Origin of the sequence: Klebsiella sp. BIGb0132, from assembly GCF_024810075.1 — a bacterium.
Taxonomy (GTDB): domain Bacteria; phylum Pseudomonadota; class Gammaproteobacteria; order Enterobacterales; family Enterobacteriaceae; genus Klebsiella; species Klebsiella terrigena.
The window spans coordinates 602,285-619,439 of record NZ_JANUDW010000001.1 but is presented as its reverse complement, the minus strand read 5'-3'; the positions used below and the strand labels follow the sequence as shown (position 1 = coordinate 619,439).

Annotated in this window: 15 protein-coding genes; 10 read left to right on the top strand and 5 right to left on the bottom strand. The window is 54.7% G+C overall.

Annotated features, from left to right (window positions below; genetic code table 11):
• The first annotated feature begins 108 nt into the window (after window positions 1-108).
• Window positions 109-1,119 (top strand): quinone-dependent dihydroorotate dehydrogenase, encoded by a 1,011-nt coding sequence (gene pyrD / locus M2416_RS02895; RefSeq protein ID WP_041144820.1) that lies wholly within the window; start codon window positions 109-111, stop codon window positions 1,117-1,119.
• Between the two features lie 167 nt (window positions 1,120-1,286).
• A complete protein-coding gene (zapC, locus tag M2416_RS02890; RefSeq protein ID WP_041144821.1) occupies window positions 1,287-1,829 on the top strand; it encodes a cell division protein ZapC in 543 nt (180 codons plus the stop codon).
• 37 nt (window positions 1,830-1,866) lie between these two features.
• Here the strand turns inward: zapC and M2416_RS02885 are convergent, their stop codons facing one another.
• Entirely contained in the window at window positions 1,867-2,976 is a 1,110-nt protein-coding gene (locus tag M2416_RS02885) for a YcbX family protein (RefSeq protein WP_259221995.1), read from the bottom strand.
• A 98-nt stretch (window positions 2,977-3,074) separates the two neighbouring features.
• Here M2416_RS02885 and rlmKL point away from each other — a divergent pair, with 98 nt between their 5' ends.
• From rlmKL to rmf, 6 genes are all read left to right on the top strand, one after another.
• On the top strand, window positions 3,075-5,180 hold the full coding sequence (gene rlmKL, locus M2416_RS02880) for a bifunctional 23S rRNA (guanine(2069)-N(7))-methyltransferase RlmK/23S rRNA (guanine(2445)-N(2))-methyltransferase RlmL (RefSeq protein WP_076945079.1): 2,106 nt from the start codon (window positions 3,075-3,077) through the stop codon (window positions 5,178-5,180).
• A gap of 12 nt (window positions 5,181-5,192) precedes the next feature.
• Window positions 5,193-7,100, top strand: a complete 1,908-nt coding sequence (locus M2416_RS02875; RefSeq protein ID WP_041144824.1) for an ABC transporter ATP-binding protein — start codon at window positions 5,193-5,195, stop codon at window positions 7,098-7,100.
• Between the two features lie 14 nt (window positions 7,101-7,114).
• Complete coding sequence (gene pqiA, locus M2416_RS02870) at window positions 7,115-8,383, top strand: membrane integrity-associated transporter subunit PqiA (protein WP_115193224.1); 1,269 nt, start codon at window positions 7,115-7,117, stop codon at window positions 8,381-8,383.
• Window positions 8,373-10,010: an intermembrane transport protein PqiB gene (pqiB, locus tag M2416_RS02865; RefSeq protein ID WP_076945081.1), complete on the top strand. Its 1,638-nt coding sequence runs from the start codon at window positions 8,373-8,375 to the stop codon at window positions 10,008-10,010. The genes pqiA and pqiB overlap by 11 nt, the downstream gene beginning before the upstream one ends.
• A complete protein-coding gene (pqiC, locus tag M2416_RS02860) occupies window positions 10,010-10,573 on the top strand; it encodes a membrane integrity-associated transporter subunit PqiC (RefSeq protein WP_259221990.1) in 564 nt (187 codons plus the stop codon). Before pqiB ends, pqiC begins: the two co-directional genes overlap by 1 nt.
• A 256-nt stretch (window positions 10,574-10,829) precedes the next feature.
• On the top strand, window positions 10,830-10,997 hold the full coding sequence (gene rmf, locus M2416_RS02855; protein WP_004871568.1) for a ribosome modulation factor: 168 nt from the start codon (window positions 10,830-10,832) through the stop codon (window positions 10,995-10,997).
• A 64-nt stretch (window positions 10,998-11,061) separates the two neighbouring features.
• Here rmf and fabA read toward each other — a convergent pair whose 3' ends face one another.
• Together fabA and M2416_RS02845 are read right to left on the bottom strand one after the other, a co-directional pair.
• Window positions 11,062-11,580: a bifunctional 3-hydroxydecanoyl-ACP dehydratase/trans-2-decenoyl-ACP isomerase gene (gene fabA / locus M2416_RS02850; protein WP_041144828.1), complete on the bottom strand. Its 519-nt coding sequence runs from the start codon at window positions 11,578-11,580 to the stop codon at window positions 11,062-11,064.
• A gap of 69 nt (window positions 11,581-11,649) precedes the next feature.
• Window positions 11,650-13,407 carry an AAA family ATPase gene (locus M2416_RS02845; RefSeq protein WP_041144829.1) on the bottom strand — a complete coding sequence of 586 codons (1,758 nt, stop codon included), beginning with the start codon at window positions 13,405-13,407 and terminating at the stop codon, window positions 11,650-11,652.
• A 185-nt stretch (window positions 13,408-13,592) separates the two neighbouring features.
• On the opposite strand from M2416_RS02845, the gene matP reads away from it, so the two are divergent.
• Window positions 13,593-14,045, top strand: a complete 453-nt coding sequence (gene matP / locus M2416_RS02840; protein ID WP_041144830.1) for a macrodomain Ter protein MatP — start codon at window positions 13,593-13,595, stop codon at window positions 14,043-14,045.
• Window positions 14,046-14,148: 103 nt separating this feature from the next.
• On the opposite strand, the gene ompA is transcribed toward matP, so the two are convergent.
• The gene (gene ompA / locus M2416_RS02835; RefSeq protein WP_259221985.1) at window positions 14,149-15,219 is read right to left on the bottom strand and encodes a porin OmpA; all 1,071 of its coding nucleotides are present in this window, start codon (window positions 15,217-15,219) and stop codon (window positions 14,149-14,151) included.
• Window positions 15,220-15,571: 352 nt separating this feature from the next.
• Window positions 15,572-16,081: an SOS-induced cell division inhibitor SulA gene (sulA, locus tag M2416_RS02830; protein WP_041144831.1), complete on the bottom strand. Its 510-nt coding sequence runs from the start codon at window positions 16,079-16,081 to the stop codon at window positions 15,572-15,574.
• Window positions 16,082-16,545: 464 nt separating this feature from the next.
• Here sulA and M2416_RS02825 point away from each other — a divergent pair, with 464 nt between their 5' ends.
• Window positions 16,546-17,145 (top strand): TfoX/Sxy family DNA transformation protein, encoded by a 600-nt coding sequence (locus M2416_RS02825; RefSeq protein WP_076945085.1) that lies wholly within the window; start codon window positions 16,546-16,548, stop codon window positions 17,143-17,145.
• Window positions 17,146-17,155 lie beyond the last annotated feature (10 nt).

Genomic DNA, 17,155 nt, shown 5'->3' with positions numbered 1-17,155 from the left:
AAACGTTTGCGTCGGATGGACGATTTTTTGTCACAGGTCAATTCCCTTTCCGCTGAGGATCGAACATAATACGCCCCCGGTTTGCACACCGGGAATCCAGGAGAGTTCATGTACTACCCCTTCGTTCGTAAAGCTCTTTTTCAGCTCGATCCTGAGCGCGCTCATGAAGTAACCTTCCAACAATTACGCCGTGTATCGGGAACACCGCTTGAAATGCTGATCCGCCAGAAGGTGCCGTCTAAACCGGTGACCTGCATGGGGCTCACGTTTAAGAATCCGCTGGGCCTTGCCGCCGGGCTGGATAAAAACGGCGAGTGTATCGATGCGCTCGGGGCAATGGGTTTTGGTTCAATCGAAATTGGTACCGTGACGCCGCGCGCGCAGCCGGGGAACGATAAGCCGAGGATCTTCCGCCTGGTGGCGGCAGAAGGTTTGATCAACCGTATGGGCTTTAATAATCTCGGCGTTGATAACCTCGTCGAGAACGTTAAAAAGGCGCATTTTGACGGTATTCTTGGGATTAATATCGGGAAAAATAAAGATACCCCGGTTGAGCAGGGCAAAGATGATTACCTGATTTGTATGGAAAAAGTCTATCCCTACGCCGGCTATATCGCCATTAATATCTCCTCACCGAATACCCCAGGGCTGCGTACTTTACAATATGGCGACGCGCTCGATGATTTACTTTCCGGTATTAAAAATAAGCAGCTTGAGCTGCAGCAAAAGCATCAAAAATATGTCCCGGTGGCCGTGAAGATCGCCCCGGATCTTTCCCTTGAGGAATTGATCCAGGTGGCCGATAGCCTGGTTCGCCATAATATTGACGGCGTGATTGCCACCAATACCACCCTCGATCGATCGCTGGTGCAGGGAATGCAATATTGCGATGAAACCGGTGGCCTCAGCGGTCGTCCTCTGCAATTAAAAAGCACTGAGATTATCCGCATGCTGGCGACAGAATTAAACGGCCGCTTGCCAATTATCGGAGTCGGCGGGATTGACTCTGCGATTGCGGCTCGGGAAAAAATCGCCGCCGGCGCGACGCTGGTTCAGATTTATTCTGGCTTTATTTTTAAAGGTCCGCCGCTGATTAAAGAAATTGTTACCAATATCTAATCTTTTCCCCCTCTGAAACACCACCAGGGCTTTATTTCCGGCCCTGGTTGTTTTATATTCCCTCATTGTTGCTTATTTAGACATTTTAGTCTTTTCTTAATTTTGGAAATAATTCTGTTGCCGTATGCCGTGCATTACAGATGGAAGTGAAAGAGGACGGGGGAAAAATGCGGATTAAACCTGACGATAACTGGCGTTGGTATTACGATGAAGAGCACGATCGTATGATGCTCGATTTGGCCAATGGCATGTTGTTCCGCTCGCGCTTTGCGCGCCGGATGCTCACGCCCGATGCATTCGCGCCATCCGGATTTTGCGTTGACGACGCCGCTCTTTATTTTTCCTTCGAAGAAAAATGCCGGGATATAGAATTATCTAAAGAGCAGCGCGCTGAATTAGTCCTTAACGCGCTGGTCGCCATTCGTTTTCTTAAACCCCAGATGCCGAAAAGCTGGCATTTCACCAGCCATGAAGAGAGCTGGCAGCCCAGCGGCGGCGATACCGCCAGCGCCTGGCTCAGCGATACCGGGCAGCAGGTGAATCTGCTGGTGGTGGAGCCCGGCGAAAACGCCGCGCTGTGCCTGCTGGCCCAGCCGGGGTTAACCCTGGCCGGACGGGTGATGCAGCTTGGCGACGTGATTAAAATTATGAACGACAGGCTGCAGCCCGCACCGGGTCTCTCCAGCTACAGCCTCGGCGAGGCGGTTTAGGCCGACGAGTCTCTTTGCCCGCCAGCCGCTGCAGGCCTCAGGGCGCCAGGCGCAGGTCGGTCTTCGGTACGCAGCTGCAGCACAGAATAGTGCCATCCGCCGCCACGGCGTTTTTCTTCAGCGGGTTGACTTCCCCCTCTTCAAGCCGAATGCGGCAGCTGCCGCAGATGCCCGCCCGGCAGGAGTAGGGCACGCGGATCCCCTGTTGCTCGAGCTGTTCCAGCAGAACCTGCTGGTTATTCCCGGTAAAGCGCTGCCCCTGCCACTCAATATCAACCGTCGCTTCCTGCTGGGCTGCGGTGGGTTCACCGTCATCGCTTTCGCCCGCGCCGTAGGCCTTCGCCGGGCCACGCGTCAGCACCTCGACTTCGTCACCGACGCGAATAACGCCGCTGCTGCGGGCAATCAGGTTTTGACCGAAATCGACATCGCCATTATCCACCGCGGTGCGGAAGCGTTGCAGCGTGGTCAGCGGCTCGCCGGACGGGTGCTTTTGCCCGCGTTCCGGGCTGACGGTGGTAAAAATGCAGCGGCTGCAGGGCTTAGCGACATCAAAAATCACTTCGCCAATGCGGATCACCTTCCAGCTATCCTCCTCCCACGCCTCGGCGCCGGTGACCACCAGGTTAGGGCGAAACTGCTCCATACGGACGCTGGCAGGACAGCGCTGCTGCAGATCGCGCAGCGAGGCTTCGTTGGTGAGTAAATAGGGGTAACCGTCGGCAAAGGTGAGCGGGACGGCGTCATGGCGCTTCACGCGGCGGGTCAGCTGCGGGCCCAGCCAGCGAAGCTGAACCTGGCGATTAAAGAAGCCGCTTAGCCAATGGTTAACCGTTGACGGCGCCACCAGGGCGGTGAAATGGTTTCCCCACACCTCGGTAGGCTCGCCCTGAGGCGCAAAATCAGCGAAGCGAACGATCGCGCTGCTGCCGTCAGGCGCGGTCAGGTGAATGCCATCCTGCAGCACAGAGGGGGTGAATTTCACCATTTGCGGAAACTGGCGGGCGGTAATGAAGGTGCCATCCGTTTCCGTCACCATAAACAGGCGATCGAAGGCGAGGCCGCTGATATCGGCAAACGCGTGCGTCAGGCCAATTCCACGCATGGATTTGACGGGATGAATAAAAAGTCGCGATAGCGTTTTCATGCGGAGTCTCTGGGCTTAAAAATAAGCCTTTAACTTTATGACATGAGGCTCATATTGGCTATAATGCGCACCAATTTTCTTTTAGTAAAAGTGACGATATGAATTCTCTGTTTGCCAGTACGGCTCGTGGGCTTGAAGAGCTGTTAAAAACTGAACTGGAATCACTTGGCGCAGCGGACTGCCAGGTAGTCCAGGGCGGGGTCCATTTTCAGGGAGATACGCGCCTGCTGTATCAAAGCCTGATGTGGAGCCGGCTGGCCTCACGTATCATGATGCCGTTAGGCCAGTGTAGCGTGTATAGCGATTTGGACCTTTACCTCGGCGTACAGGCCATTCCATGGACGGAGATTTTCACCCCTGACGCCACTTTCGCCGTGCACTTTAGCGGCCTGAACGAAGAGATTCGTAACAGCCAGTACGGTGCGCTGAAGGTAAAAGATGCCATCGTCGACAGCTTTACGCGTAAAAATCTGCCGCGGCCGAACGTCGATCGTGAAAATCCCGATCTGCGGATCAACGTCTGGCTGAACAAAGAGACGGCGCACATCTCGTTAGATCTGAGCGGCGAAGGCCTGCATCTGCGCGGCTACCGTGACGGTACCGGTATGGCGCCAATCAAAGAGACGCTCGCCTCGGCGATCGTCATGCGTTCCGGCTGGGTGCCGGGTACGCCGCTGCTCGATCCGCTGTGCGGTTCCGGTACCCTGCTGATCGAAGCCGCAATGCTGGCTACCGATCGCGCACCGGGCCTGCATCGCGGCCACTGGGGCTTCAACGGCTGGCTCCAGCACGATGATGCGGTATGGCAAGAAGTGAAAACCGAAGCCCAGACCCGCGCTCGCGCAGGCCTCGCGGCGTATGAGTCCCGCTTCTACGGATCCGATGTCGACGCGCGGGTTATTGAACGCGCGCGCAGCAACGCCCGTCGCGCGGGCGTAGGCGAGCTGATTACGTTTGCCGCTAAAGACGTTGCTCAGCTGAGCAACCCGCTGCCGAAAGGCCCGTACGGAACGGTGATCGGTAACCCGCCGTACGGCGAGCGTCTGGAGAGCGAGCCGGCGCTGATTGCGCTGCACAGCCTGCTTGGCCGGACGATGAAAAGCCAGTTTGGCGGCTGGAACCTGTCGCTGTTCAGCGCTTCTCCGGATCTGTTGAGCTGCCTGCAGCTGCGGGCCGACAAGCAGTTTAAGGCTAAAAACGGCCCGCTGGACTGCGTGCAGAAAAACTATCACATTGCCGAAAACGAAGGCGGTAAAGCGGTTTCGCTTGCCGAAGATTTCGCTAACCGTCTGCGTAAAAACCTGAAGAAATTTGAGAAATGGGCGCGCCAGGAAGGTATCGAATGCTACCGCCTGTACGATGCCGATCTCCCGGAATATAACGTCGCTATCGACCGCTACGGCGAGTGGGTCGTCGTGCAGGAGTACGCGCCGCCGAAAACGGTCGACGCGCATAAAGCCCGCCAGCGCCTGTTTGATATTATCGCCGCGACGATTTCGGTCTTAGGTATCGCGCCGAATAAGCTGGTGTTGAAAACCCGTGAACGGCAGAAAGGCAAAAACCAGTACCAGAAAATGGCCGAAAAAGGCGATTTTATCGAGGTGCAGGAGTATAACGCTCGTCTGTGGGTCAACCTGACCGATTACCTCGACACCGGTCTGTTCCTCGACCACCGCATCGCGCGGCGTATGCTTGGCGAGATGAGCAAAGGCAAAGATTTCCTCAACCTCTTTGCCTATACCGGCAGCGCCAGCGTTCATGCCGGTCTCGGCGGCGCGCGCTCAACGACCACCGTCGATATGTCTCGCACCTACCTTGAGTGGGCCGAGCGAAATCTGCGCCTCAACGGCTTAACCGGCCGTTCGCACCGCCTGATGCAGGCCGACGTGCTGGGCTGGCTGCGTGAGAGCGATGAACAGTTTGACCTGATCTTTATCGATCCGCCGACGTTTTCTAACTCAAAGCGTATGGAAGAAACCTTCGACGTACAGAGCGATCACCTGCGCCTGCTGACCGATCTTAAGCGTCTGCTGCGTAAAGGCGGCACGATTATGTTCTCGAACAATAAACGCGGTTTCCGTATGGATCATGACGGGCTGGCGCAGCTTGGCCTGAAAGCGCAGGAAATTACGCAAAAAACGCAATCTCAGGATTTTGCCCGTAACCGTCAGATTCACAACTGCTGGCTGATTACCGCAGCCTGAAAGGAATAAAGAATGTCATTAATTAGTATGCATGGTGCCTGGCTCTCCTTCAGCGACTCTCCGCTGCTGGATAACGCCGAGTTGCATATCGAAGATAACGAGCGCGTGTGCCTGGTTGGGCGTAACGGCGCGGGCAAATCCACCCTGATGAAGATCCTCAACCGCGAGCAGGGTCTGGATGACGGGCGCATTATTTATGAACAGGATCTGGTTGTTGCGCGTCTGCAGCAGGATCCGCCGCGCAATATTGCGGGCACCGTGTACGACTTCGTTGCCGAAGGCATCGAAGAGCAGGCGGCGTACCTTAAAGGCTATCACGACGTTTCGCGTCTGGTGATGACCGACCCGAGCAATAAAAACCTCAACGAGCTGGCGCGTCTGCAGGATCTGCTGGATAACCTCGGTCTGTGGCAGCTGGAGAGCCGCATTAACGAAGTGCTGGAGCAGCTGGGCCTCGATGCCAACGCCGAGCTGGCTTCGCTGTCCGGCGGCTGGCTGCGTAAAGCGGCCCTCGGCCGCGCGCTGGTTAGCGGCCCGCGCGTGCTGCTGCTGGATGAACCGACTAACCACCTCGATATCGAAACCATCGACTGGCTGGAAGGCTTCCTGAAGACCTTCAAAGGCACCATTATTTTCATTTCGCACGACCGTTCATTTATTCGCAATATGGCAACGCGGATCGTCGACCTCGATCGCGGCAAGCTGGTGACCTATCCGGGCAACTACGATCAGTATCTGCTGGAAAAAGAAGAAGCGCTGCGCGTTGAAGAGCTGCAGAACGCGGAGTTCGATCGCAAGCTGGCGCAGGAAGAGGTGTGGATCCGTCAGGGGATCAAAGCGCGTCGTACCCGTAACGAAGGCCGCGTGCGCGCCCTGAAGGCGATGCGTCGCGAGCGCGGCGAGCGCCGCGAAGTGATGGGCAGCGCGAAGATGCAGGTAGAAGAGGCGTCACGCTCGGGTAAAATTGTCTTCGAGATGGAGAACGTTGACTACCAGGTTGGCGGCAAGGTGCTGGTCAAAGACTTCTCGGCGCAGATCCAGCGCGGTGACAAAATAGCGCTGATTGGCCCTAACGGCTGCGGTAAAACGACCCTGCTGAAGCTGATGCTCGGTCAGCTGCAGGCGGACAGCGGACGGGTTCACGTCGGCACCAAGCTGGAAGTGGCCTACTTCGATCAGCACCGCGCCGAGCTGGATCCGGACCGCACGGTGATGGATAACCTCGCTGAAGGCAAGCAGGAAGTGCTGGTTAACGGTAAGCCGCGCCACGTGCTGGGCTATCTGCAGGACTTCCTGTTCCATCCGAAGCGGGCGATGACGCCAGTTCGTGCGCTCTCCGGCGGGGAGCGTAACCGTCTGCTGCTGGCGCGTCTGTTCCTGAAGCCCAGCAACCTGCTGATTCTCGATGAACCGACCAACGACCTGGATGTCGAAACTCTGGAGCTGCTGGAAGAGCTTATCGACGGCTATCAGGGCAGCGTGATGCTGGTCAGCCACGATCGTCAGTTCGTCGATAACACCGTGACCGAATGCTGGATCTTCGAAGGTGAAGGGCGCATCGGTCAGTACGTTGGCGGCTACCACGACGCGCGCGGACAGCAGTCTCAGTCTTTGGCGCAAAAACAGTCCGTGGCTAAAAAAAATGTTGAAGCAACGCCGGCGAAAACGGAAAGTGTCAAACGTGCAGCGAGCAAACTAAGCTATAACCTGCAGCGCGAGCTGGAGCAGCTGCCGCAGCGTCTGGAAGAGCTGGAGGCCGAGCTGCAGAGCTTGCAGGATCAGGTTGCCGACGCCTCCTTCTTTGGTCAGTCGCATGACCATACGCAGCAGGTGCTGGCGCAGCTGTCTGAAGCGGAACAGGCTCTGGAAAAGGCCTTTGAGCGCTGGGAATATCTCGAAGGATTAAAAAACGGCGCATAAGCTGAGGAGTTTTCATGTGCGATCATCATCATGCTGCGCGGCATATCCTGTGTCCACAATGTGATCTTCTGGTGGCTTTGCCCCAGCTGGAGCATCGCCAGAAAGCCGTATGTCCGCGCTGCGGAACAACGTTAACGACTTCATGGGACGCGCCTCGGCAGCGTCCCACAGCCTATGCGCTGGTCGCGTTGTTTATGCTGCTGCTGGCAAACCTGTTTCCCTTCGTCTACATGAAAGTAGGGGGCCTCAACAGTGAAATTGGGCTGCTGGAGATCCCCGACGTGCTGTTTAGCGAAGATTACGCCAGCCTCGGCACCTTCTTTCTCCTCTTTGTGCAGCTGGTGCCGGCCTTTTGCCTGATATCGATTTTGCTGTTGGTCAATCGCGTTCATATGCCCGCTGGGCTAAAGGCTTTCCTCGCGCGAATCCTGTTCCACCTCAAAACCTGGGGAATGGCGGAAATCTTTCTCGCCGGGGTGCTGGTGAGCTTCGTGAAGCTTATGGCCTACGGCGATATTGGCGTTGGCCTGAGCTTTTTCCCCTGGTGTATGTTCTGCCTGCTGCAGCTGCGCGCGCTGCAGTGCGTAGACCGACGCTGGCTGTGGGACGACATTGCGCCAATGCCTGCGGTTAAACAGCCGCTGAAGATTGGCGTCTCGGGCATTCGCCAGGGCCTGCGCTCCTGCTCCTGCTGTACGGCCATTTTACCCGCTGACGCCGCGGTATGCCCGCGCTGCCAGACGAAAGGGACGGCGCGGCGCAAGCATAGCCTGCAGTGGACGCTGGCGCTGCTGATAACCTCGTGCCTGCTCTATCTCCCCGCCAATATCATGCCCATCATGATAACCGACCTGCTGGGCGATAAAATGCCGTCGACGATCATGGCCGGGGTGATCCTGCTGTGGAGTGAAGGATCGTATCCGGTGGCGCTGGTGATATTTATCGCCAGTATTATGGTGCCGACCTTAAAAATGATCGCGATTGGCTGGCTGTGCTGGAACGCCAACGGCAATGGTTCGCGTGATTCAGAGCGCATGCATCTGATTTATGAAGTAGTGGAGTTTGTTGGCCGCTGGTCAATGATTGATGTCTTTGTCATCGCGGTACTCTCGGCGCTGGTGCGCATGGGAGGGTTGATGAATATCTATCCTGCGATAGGGGCGGTGATGTTTGCGCTGGTTGTTGTGATGACAATGTTTTCGGCGATGACGTTCGACCCTCGTTTGTTGTGGGACCGTGAACCAGATTCAAGCCATGAGGAAATACAGCAGCATGGAAAATAATAGCGGAGAAGCAAAAGTGCAAAAGGTGAAGAACTGGTCACCAGTATGGATCTTCCCCATCGTCACTGTGCTAATCGGCGCGTGGATTCTTTTTTATCACTATAGCCATCAGGGGCCGGAGGTGACGCTGATCACCACCAACGCCGAGGGCATTGAGGGTGGTAAAACCCGGATTAAAAGCCGCAGCGTTGACGTCGGCGTGGTAGAAACCGCCACCCTGACGGACGACCTGACGCACGTAGAGATTAAGGCTCGCCTGAACTCCGGTATGGAGAAGCTGTTGCATCAGGATACGGTGTTTTGGGTGGTAAAACCGCAGGTCGGGCGTGAAGGGATCAGCGGGCTTGGCACGCTGCTATCCGGCGCCTTTATCGAGCTGCAGCCGGGAACGAAAGGCTCGGATGCTGCGCAGTACCCGCTGCTGGACTCGCCGCCGCTGGCCTCGCCGGATGCCAAGGGTATCCGCATCCTGCTGGAAAGCAATAAAGCCGGCCAGCTCTCTCCAGGCGATCCGGTGCTCTTTCGCGGCTATCGGGTCGGGTCGGTTGAAACCAGCACCTTCGATCCGCAAAAGCGCAATATTACCTATCAGCTGTTCATCAACGCGCCGAACGATCGGCTGGTTACCACCAACGTTCGCTTCTGGAAAGACAGCGGTATTGCCGTGGATCTGACCTCCGCCGGGATGCGGGTAGAAATGGGATCGCTGTCGACGCTGTTTGGCGGCGGGGTGAGCTTTGATATTCCGGAAGGGCTGGATCTTGGCGAGCCGGTGGCGAACAAAACCGGTTACCATCTTTTTGACGATCAGAAAAGTATTCAGGATTCGGTCTTTACTCAGCACATTGACTACGTGATGTTCTTTAAAGATTCGATTCGCGGCCTTCAGCCCGGCGCGCCGGTGGAGTTCCGCGGGATACGCCTGGGCACGGTCGGCAAGGTGCCGTTCTTTATTCCAGGACTGCATCAGCGGCTGAATGACGATTATCGTATTCCGGTAGAGGTGCGCATCGAGCCGGAGCGGCTGATCAACCAGCTTGGCGGCGATCCGGATATCCGCACCCATATGGACGATCTGATCAATCGCGGCCTGCGCGGTTCGCTGAAAACGGGCAATCTGATCACCGGGGCGCTGTTTATCGATCTCGACTTCTATCCGAAAGCGCCGCCGCGCGGCAAGATGCATGATTTTGGCTCGTATCCGATCATTCCAACGGTCAGCGGCGGTCTTGCGCAAATTCAGCAGCGCCTGATGGATGCGCTGGATAAGATTAACAATCTGCCGATTAACCCGCTGCTTGAGCAGGCGACCAGTACGCTGGCGCAGAGCGAAAAAACGATGCAGCACGTTCAGACGACGCTGGATAGCCTGAATAAGATCACCTCAAGCCAGTCGATGCAGCAGCTGCCTGGCGATATGCAGAATACGCTGCGCGAACTGAACCGCAGTATGCAGGGCTTCCAGCCGGGGTCTGCGGCATACAATAAGATGGTTGCCGATATGCAGCGACTGGATCAGGTTCTTCGTGAACTGCAGCCGGTACTGAAAACGCTCAATGATAAGAGCAACGCGCTGGTATTTGAGGCCAAGGGTAAAAAAGATCCGCAGCCGAAGGGAGCGAAATAATGAAAAAGTGGTTAGTAGCGGCAGCGGTATGCGTGCTGGCGGCCTGCAGCAGCAGCGGGGAGGATAAAACCTACTATCAGCTGCCGGTTGCCCAAAGCGGTGCGCAAAGCGCCGCCCATCAGGGGAAGAATCTGCTGTGGGTTGAGCAGGTCACTATCCCTGACTATCTGGCGGGTAACGGGGTGGTCTACCAGACCACCGACGTGCAGTACGTGATCGCGAGTAATAATCTGTGGGCCAGTCCGCTCGATCAGCAGCTGCGCACCACCCTGGTCGCTAATCTGAGCAATCAGCTGCCCGGCTGGGTGGTGGCATCGCAGCCGCTGGGCAACGATCAGGATACGCTGAACGTCTCGGTTAACGGCTTCCATGGCCGTTATGACGGGCGAGTTATCGTCAGCGGAGAGTGGCTGCTGAAGCACCAGGGGCAGCTGATTAAGCGTCCGTTTAATATTGAGCTTAAGCAGCAGCAGGACGGCTATGATGCGATGGTGAAAACGATGGCCCAGGCCTGGACTCAGGAAGCGACCGCTATTGCCAACGAGCTGAATCGACTGCCATAAGTATAATTAATGAAGCTAAATAGCCGCCGTGGTCTGAAAAACCGCGACGGTTTTTTTATTTGTCCCGTCAGATTGTTACTTGTGCTGGTTCACAGTTTTTGTACAAATGAACTTTCATGTAGCTCACAAATATGACAATGGCGTGAATTTTGCGCATTGACGTTACCTCTGATTCGCGGTATTCGTTAACCGTGGTTGCATATTTAGTGACCACTGTTTTCTTTTCCACCAGATCAAAGAATGAGGGAAACGAGGCATGAAGAGACAAAAACGAGATCGCCTGGAACGGGCACATCAACGTGGATATCAGGCCGGGATAACCGGAAGATCGAAAGAAATGTGTCCTTACCAGACCCTGAATCAAAGGTCATACTGGCTAGGAGGCTGGCGAGAAGCCATGGAGGACAGGGTACAAACTGCCTGACTGTCTCTTTAAAAAAGAAGCCTCCGCAAGCGGGGGCTTCGCCTTTTTTAAGCGTTACTGCTTATCAGAACGCAGAAGTGTCCTGGAACAGGCCCACTTTCAGATCGGCTGCGGTGTAGATCAGACGATCGTCAACCAGTACTTCACCATCCGCCAGGCCCATAATCAGACGACGGTTAACAACGCGTTTAAAGTGAATACGATAGGTCACTTTCTTCGCAGTCGGCAGTACCTGACCGGTGAATTTAACTTCACCTACGCCCAGCGCGCGGCCTTTGCCTTCGCCGCCGAGCCAGCCCAGATAGAAGCCGACGAGCTGCCACATTGCGTCGAGGCCCAGACAGCCTGGCATCACCGGATCGCCGATAAAGTGGCAACCGAAGAACCACAGGTCCGGGTTGATATCGAGTTCTGCTTCGACATAACCTTTATCGTAGTTGCCACCGGTTTCGCTCATTTTGATGACGCGGTCCATCATCAGCATACTTGGCGCGGGCAGCTGCGGGCCTTTTGCGCCAAACAGTTCACCACGGCCAGAGGCAAGAAGGTCTTCTTTCGTATAGGATTCGCGTTTATCTACCATGTTTTCAGTAAGCCTTATTTTGAGTTCGGGACGCAGGATAGCTAACACGTGTAAGCTGAACAAGTCCGATCAGTTAGAACCTGAACCACCTAACCAGCGTAGCGGCCACGGAAAACGATGACGACTCTCTTGCTGCGTCGCCTGCGCAATCCGCTCCTGAATGGTTTGCCGTAAGGTTTGCCCTTCACCATCCCACAACAGCTGGGTCAGCATAGGCAGCGCTTCCGTGACGTCTTCCACCGCCCAGATGAAAAACTTCTCTTCAGCGACAGCCTGCTGTAGTTCTGGCGCCAGGCTCAGATGGCGAACATTCGCCGCAGGAATGATGACTCCCTGTTTGCCGGTCAGCTCGCGCTGCTGGCAAATGGTGAAGAAGCCTTCAATTTTTTCGTTAAGCCCGCCCACCGGCTGTACGCGGCCGAACTGGTCGACTGAGCCGGTGACGGCGATACTTTGGTTGATAGGCACGCCGGCGAGGGCGCTGATTAAAGCGCACAGTTCGGCCATGGAGGCGCTATCGCCGTCCACTTCGCTGTAGGATTGCTCGAAGGTCAGCGATGCGGAGAAGGGGAGCTGCTGCTCGAGTTCCAGTTCGGACATCAGGAACGCCTGCATAATCATCATGCCTTTGGCATGGATGTTACCGCCCAGCTCGGCCTTGCGCTCAACGTCGATGAATTCACCGTCGCCGATATGGACGACGCAGCTGATGCGTGATGGCTCACCAAAGGCCCGCGGATGACCGGGGAATTCGATCACCGACAGCGCGTTGATTTGCCCGATGCATTCGCCATCGGTCTCAATCAAAATTTGCTCTTGCAGGATTTCGTCCTGGATCCGCTCGGCAAGGTAGCCTTCGCGCCATTCACGACGAGCAAGCATGGTCTGCATCTCTTCCGCGGAGATAAGCTCACCTTCGCTGAAAGCGGCGGCTTCGCGCAGCTGGCGGGCAATCCACAGCGGACACAGCGGCAGGGTTTCCTGATCGCCGGTATAGCGTGCGCCTTCCTGAATCAGCAGCGGCCAGGCATCGGCGGCCGGCCCAGGCAGCTCAAGCTGCTGCGCGTTTTGCCATACCCACTGACACCACTGTTTCAGGGTGTCGCCGTCGGCGATTTGCAGGTTGTCTTCATACTCGCTGTAAATCGCCTGGGCCGAGAGCTCAGGTTCCATATCCTGAAAATCAGCCAATGAATCGCGTTCACCGACCAGAATAATCTTCAGGTTGAGCGGCATCGACGGAATGCTGACCGGCAGCGGGCGAGACTCATCGATGGAGAGCCAGTCAAAGCGCTGGCGGGTAACGATGTTCTTCAGGCGCATCCACAGCAGCGGTTGGGCTAATAACGCGCGCAGGGCGATAATAAGCACGCCGCCGTTGCTGCGATGGACCAGACCCGGCTGCAGGGATATTTCGCCGTTAAACTGGCGCACGCAGCCAAAAAGCTGCTCTGCTTCAATCCAGTCGGCTGATTCAACCGGCGCGGTGCTGGCAAAATTATCATCGGCGCTTTTGGCTGGCGAAAGGGTGACGTTTCCACCGTTCACCTGGTAGCGCACGCCGTATAGCGGCGCGGCCGGTTGGTATAGGCTGCGAGTCTCTGCCGCTAACCACTGCAGGTATTCCGGCTCTTCCGGGGCCTTAACCAGCATGAACGGTGAAATGGTCGGAGTCACCAGTAGCTGCTCCAACGCATAGAATAAACGGGGCTGCAGTTCGCCTGACAGGGAAGCCTCTGGCTGGGCTAAATCAGCTTGTGCAAACAGCGCCTGATAACTTTCCGTATCAGGAGCAAGGTCGTTTCGGGTAAGTTTCGTAATGGTCAAAGTCGCTGTTTTTTAGTGAGATGTAAAACGCGCGATTATACCTTATGCCGCGTCCGAGCACACGGAGGATCGTGTTTGCGTTAACGATAACGACGCAACGCAGGTCACGAATGATGATTTATTCTCAGCACAGCGAGAAAAAACTGATATCCTGAAGTGAGTTACACGGTCACATTGAGATCGCAATGAAATATCAACAACTGGAAAATCTTGAAAGCGGCTGGAAATGGAAATACCTGGTTAAAAAGCACCGGGAAGGTGAGCTGATTACCCGCTATATTGAAGCCAGCGCAGCGCAAGCCGCGGTCGATGTCTTGCTGACGCTCGAAAATGAACCGGTTCTGGTGAACACCTGGATTGATCAGCATATTAATCCGGAGCTAATGAACCGGATGAAGCAGACTATCCGCGCGCGTCGCAAGCGTCATTTTAACGCTGAGCATCAGCATACGCGTAAAAAGTCTATCGACCTGGAGTTTGTGGTTTGGCAGCGTCTCGCGGGTCTGGCGCAGCGACGGGGAAAAACGCTGTCGGAAACTATCGTACAGCTGATTGAGGATGCTGAGCATAAAGAGAAGTATGCCAGCAAGATGTCCAGCCTGAAGCACGACCTGCAGGTATTGCTAGGTAAAGAGTAGTCCGCAAGGCTGATAGCGCGATACGCGAGCGTTTTTCGCGTTAGCGCCAAATTTGAGACAAAAAAAACCCCGCATCAGCGGGGTTTTTTATCGGTAGTAAAACTTAAGCCTGCGGCTGAGCTACTACTTCTTTGTAACCTTTAACTTCGATCTCTACGCGACGATCCGGACCCAGGCAATCGATCAGTGCAGCGCGAGCTTTCACGTTGTCACAGGTGTTGCCAGTAACTGGGTTGGATTCGCCCATACCGCGAGCGGAGATTTTACCAGCCGGGATACCTTTAGATACCAGGTAATCAACAACGGACTGAGCACGTTTCTCAGACAGCTGCTGGTTGTAAGCGTCAGAACCGATGCGGTCAGTGTAGCCCAGAACAACTGCGGAACCGTCTTTCGGATCCATGTTGCTCAGCTGGGTGTACAGCTGATCCAGAGCCTGCTGGCCTTCCGGTTTCAGAGTAGATTTGTTGAAGTTGAACAGTACGTCAGACTTCAGAGTGAAGTGCTTGGTAGTCACTTCCGGAGCCGGAGCCGGAGCAGGAGCTACAACCGGAGCTGCTTCTTCCTGACCGAAACGGTAGGAAACACCTACGCTCAGCATGCCGTTATCAGGACGTGCGCCAACGGTACCTGCATCACCGATGTTGTTAACCCACTGGTATTCCAGACGGGTAGCGATGTCGCGAGTCATTGCCCACTCGATACCACCAGCAAATACTGGGGATACGCCAGTGTCGTGTTCGCTGCGGGAAGTACCGGTAGAACCGTAGTTGCCGTCAGCATCTGCACGCCAGACCATCCCACCCAGACGGGTGTAGATGTCCAGATCGTCAGTGATCGGGTAACCCAGTTTAGCTGTCAGCTGAACGCCCTGAGCTTTGAAAGCACCGTTATCAACGCTGCCTTTATATGCTACGCGGCCCAGCCAGTCGTAACCCATTTCAAAACCGAGGTACGGGTTAACCTGGTAACCACCGAACGCACCAGCACCGAGCTGGCTGTTGTGGGTCGGGCCATTGTTGTTCTGGAAACCGTTACCGTAGAAACCGGTATCGTGATACTGGGACCAACCCAGTTTACCACCTGCATACCAGGTGTTATCTTTCGGTGCGGCCTGCGCTACGGTAGCGAAGCCAGCCAGTGCCACTGCAATCGCGATAGCTGTCTTTTTCATTTTCTGCGCCTCATTATCATCCAAAATTCGCCATGAAGGTACAAAAGACCTCACGGTTAGATCCTTCACCCGGGGCGTGACTTGTTGTTAACTATGCTGATACATGCAGCGTAAGCCGATCACCCCTGGCGATGTAAAGTCTACAACTTAGTTCGAAACTTACAAGTGTGAACTCCGTCAGGCATATGAAAAAAAAGGGTTGTATACACAATATTTAACAAATATGGTTGGTTTTCGTTCACCGGAGAAACCTGCGAGACCGCATCAGACAGGCATCCGCACAAAAACAACCCTTATAAAAGTATGCCTTTGGACTGCGCAAAAAAAATTCCAGGATTAATCCTAATTTGCCTTAATGATACAAATTAGAGTGAATTTTTAGCCCGCTCAGTTGTCTCCCATGCTGGCTCGTATTTCCTACAGGCCTCATGATGAACCCCATCGCATGACCTTCTTCCGCGGCACTAACCAGCCGTTCATGTTCTTCGGCCGTCAGCTCATCCGCCAGCCAGCCGATTACCACGCTATAGTTACCTGTGCGCAGGGCGCGAATCATCGACTCTACCGTGTTGTAAGGGGAGAGCTGGTTTATCTGCATGACTTTCGACAGCGGCAGGCCGGAGGATTGCACCCACTCGCGGCTCAGCTTCTGCTTTGGCGTAAGCCAGAGCTGCCAGCGGGATTGCTGGCCCAGCTGCTGTAATAAAGGAAGTAGCAGCAGCTGCGTCATCATCGGCTGGTCTTCACGGTAAACAATCTCACTAATCAGCCCGCTGGCTGGTTGTTCGACGGCGTCATGGGAGTGGCGACGTACTGAAGCAGAAGTCAGTGATGAACGATTTGCGTAAGCTGAAGTAAGCATTGTCTATTTCCGCTGTGGTTACTGTATGCATATACAGTATATCCGAGCAGCGAAAAGATCAACCTCATTTATCGTGTTGTCGCTCGAAATTTGTTCGACGTTGTCGGCCATGCCCACCGCGACCTGCTCTCGCCAGGCTAAAGCCGTGGCATAAATTTTTGCGCAATAAACAGCAAGTCCTGCGAGCCTGGTCGCACATTTTTACGATGCTCCAGGTTTAGCGCTGCTCTCACTGAGCACAAACTATTTGTGCGACTATTAATTAATGCTCCGTTTATATTTTATCTTTAATACATCAGGCTTCGCGCAGGCGTAATTTCTTGAAAGCACCTCGCAAAATGGCGAGTTGATTGAGCCGAACGTTAAAATCACCTTGCTGCAATAAAAGAACTCACTTATTTTCTGAACTAACGGATCCGTTAACTAAATGACTCAGTATTCGCATGATTAACCAAGGAATAATCATGAAAAAAATATCATCCCTACGGTTTCATAAATTTCAGAAGTGCTTGTCGCCATTAGGAAAAATAATCTGCCGTCCTTTGTTTGGTGGCTATAGCCTGGCAATAGACGACACCGTATTTGCGATGGTTGCAGAGGGGGAGATCTATCTTAAGATTTGTGAGCAGGGCGCCGCATATTGCGTTGCTCATGAAAATCCGCTTTTAAAAATGCGAAAAAACGGGCGGCCAATTTTGCTTAAATATTATCAGATAAATGAAACGCTTTGGTGTGACAGTAAAATGCTTTTTAACCTATCGTCGCTTTCATTACAGGCGGCGCAAAAAGAAAAGAACCAGCAGCGTTATTCCGGCAGGTTGAAAGATCTGCCAAATATTAGTTTTCATATGGAGTTACTATTAATTAACTCGGGGGTAATAGATCAGCAGGCGCTGCGTCATATTGGTGCACAGCGTGCGTGGCTAAAGCTGCGAGAGTCGAATAAGGCCGTCACGCTGAATATTCTCTATTCACTGGAAGGGGCAATTACCGGCGTTCACGCCGCTGCGCTCCCGACGGCACGGCGTCAGGAGCTGCAGGAGTGGGCGCTTAACCAGCGGTAAGGCTGGCCGC

Bases quoted from the DNA above. Each gene is read 5' to 3' on its own strand.
- pyrD (WP_041144820.1), top strand. From the start codon at position 109: ATGTACTACCCCTTCGTTCGTAAAGCTCTTTTTCAGCTCGATCCTGAG.
- zapC (WP_041144821.1), top strand. From the start codon at position 1,287: ATGCGGATTAAACCTGACGATAACTGGCGTTGGTATTACGATGAAGAG.
- M2416_RS02885 (WP_259221995.1), bottom strand. From the start codon at position 2,976: ATGAAAACGCTATCGCGACTTTTTATTCATCCCGTCAAATCCATGCGT.
- rlmKL (WP_076945079.1), top strand. From the start codon at position 3,075: ATGAATTCTCTGTTTGCCAGTACGGCTCGTGGGCTTGAAGAGCTGTTA.
- M2416_RS02875 (WP_041144824.1), top strand. From the start codon at position 5,193: ATGTCATTAATTAGTATGCATGGTGCCTGGCTCTCCTTCAGCGACTCT.
- pqiA (WP_115193224.1), top strand. From the start codon at position 7,115: ATGTGCGATCATCATCATGCTGCGCGGCATATCCTGTGTCCACAATGT.
- pqiB (WP_076945081.1), top strand. From the start codon at position 8,373: ATGGAAAATAATAGCGGAGAAGCAAAAGTGCAAAAGGTGAAGAACTGG.
- pqiC (WP_259221990.1), top strand. From the start codon at position 10,010: ATGAAAAAGTGGTTAGTAGCGGCAGCGGTATGCGTGCTGGCGGCCTGC.
- rmf (WP_004871568.1), top strand. From the start codon at position 10,830: ATGAAGAGACAAAAACGAGATCGCCTGGAACGGGCACATCAACGTGGA.
- fabA (WP_041144828.1), bottom strand. From the start codon at position 11,580: ATGGTAGATAAACGCGAATCCTATACGAAAGAAGACCTTCTTGCCTCT.
- matP (WP_041144830.1), top strand. From the start codon at position 13,593: ATGAAATATCAACAACTGGAAAATCTTGAAAGCGGCTGGAAATGGAAA.
- ompA (WP_259221985.1), bottom strand. From the start codon at position 15,219: ATGAAAAAGACAGCTATCGCGATTGCAGTGGCACTGGCTGGCTTCGCT.
- sulA (WP_041144831.1), bottom strand. From the start codon at position 16,081: ATGCTTACTTCAGCTTACGCAAATCGTTCATCACTGACTTCTGCTTCA.
- M2416_RS02825 (WP_076945085.1), top strand. From the start codon at position 16,546: ATGAAAAAAATATCATCCCTACGGTTTCATAAATTTCAGAAGTGCTTG.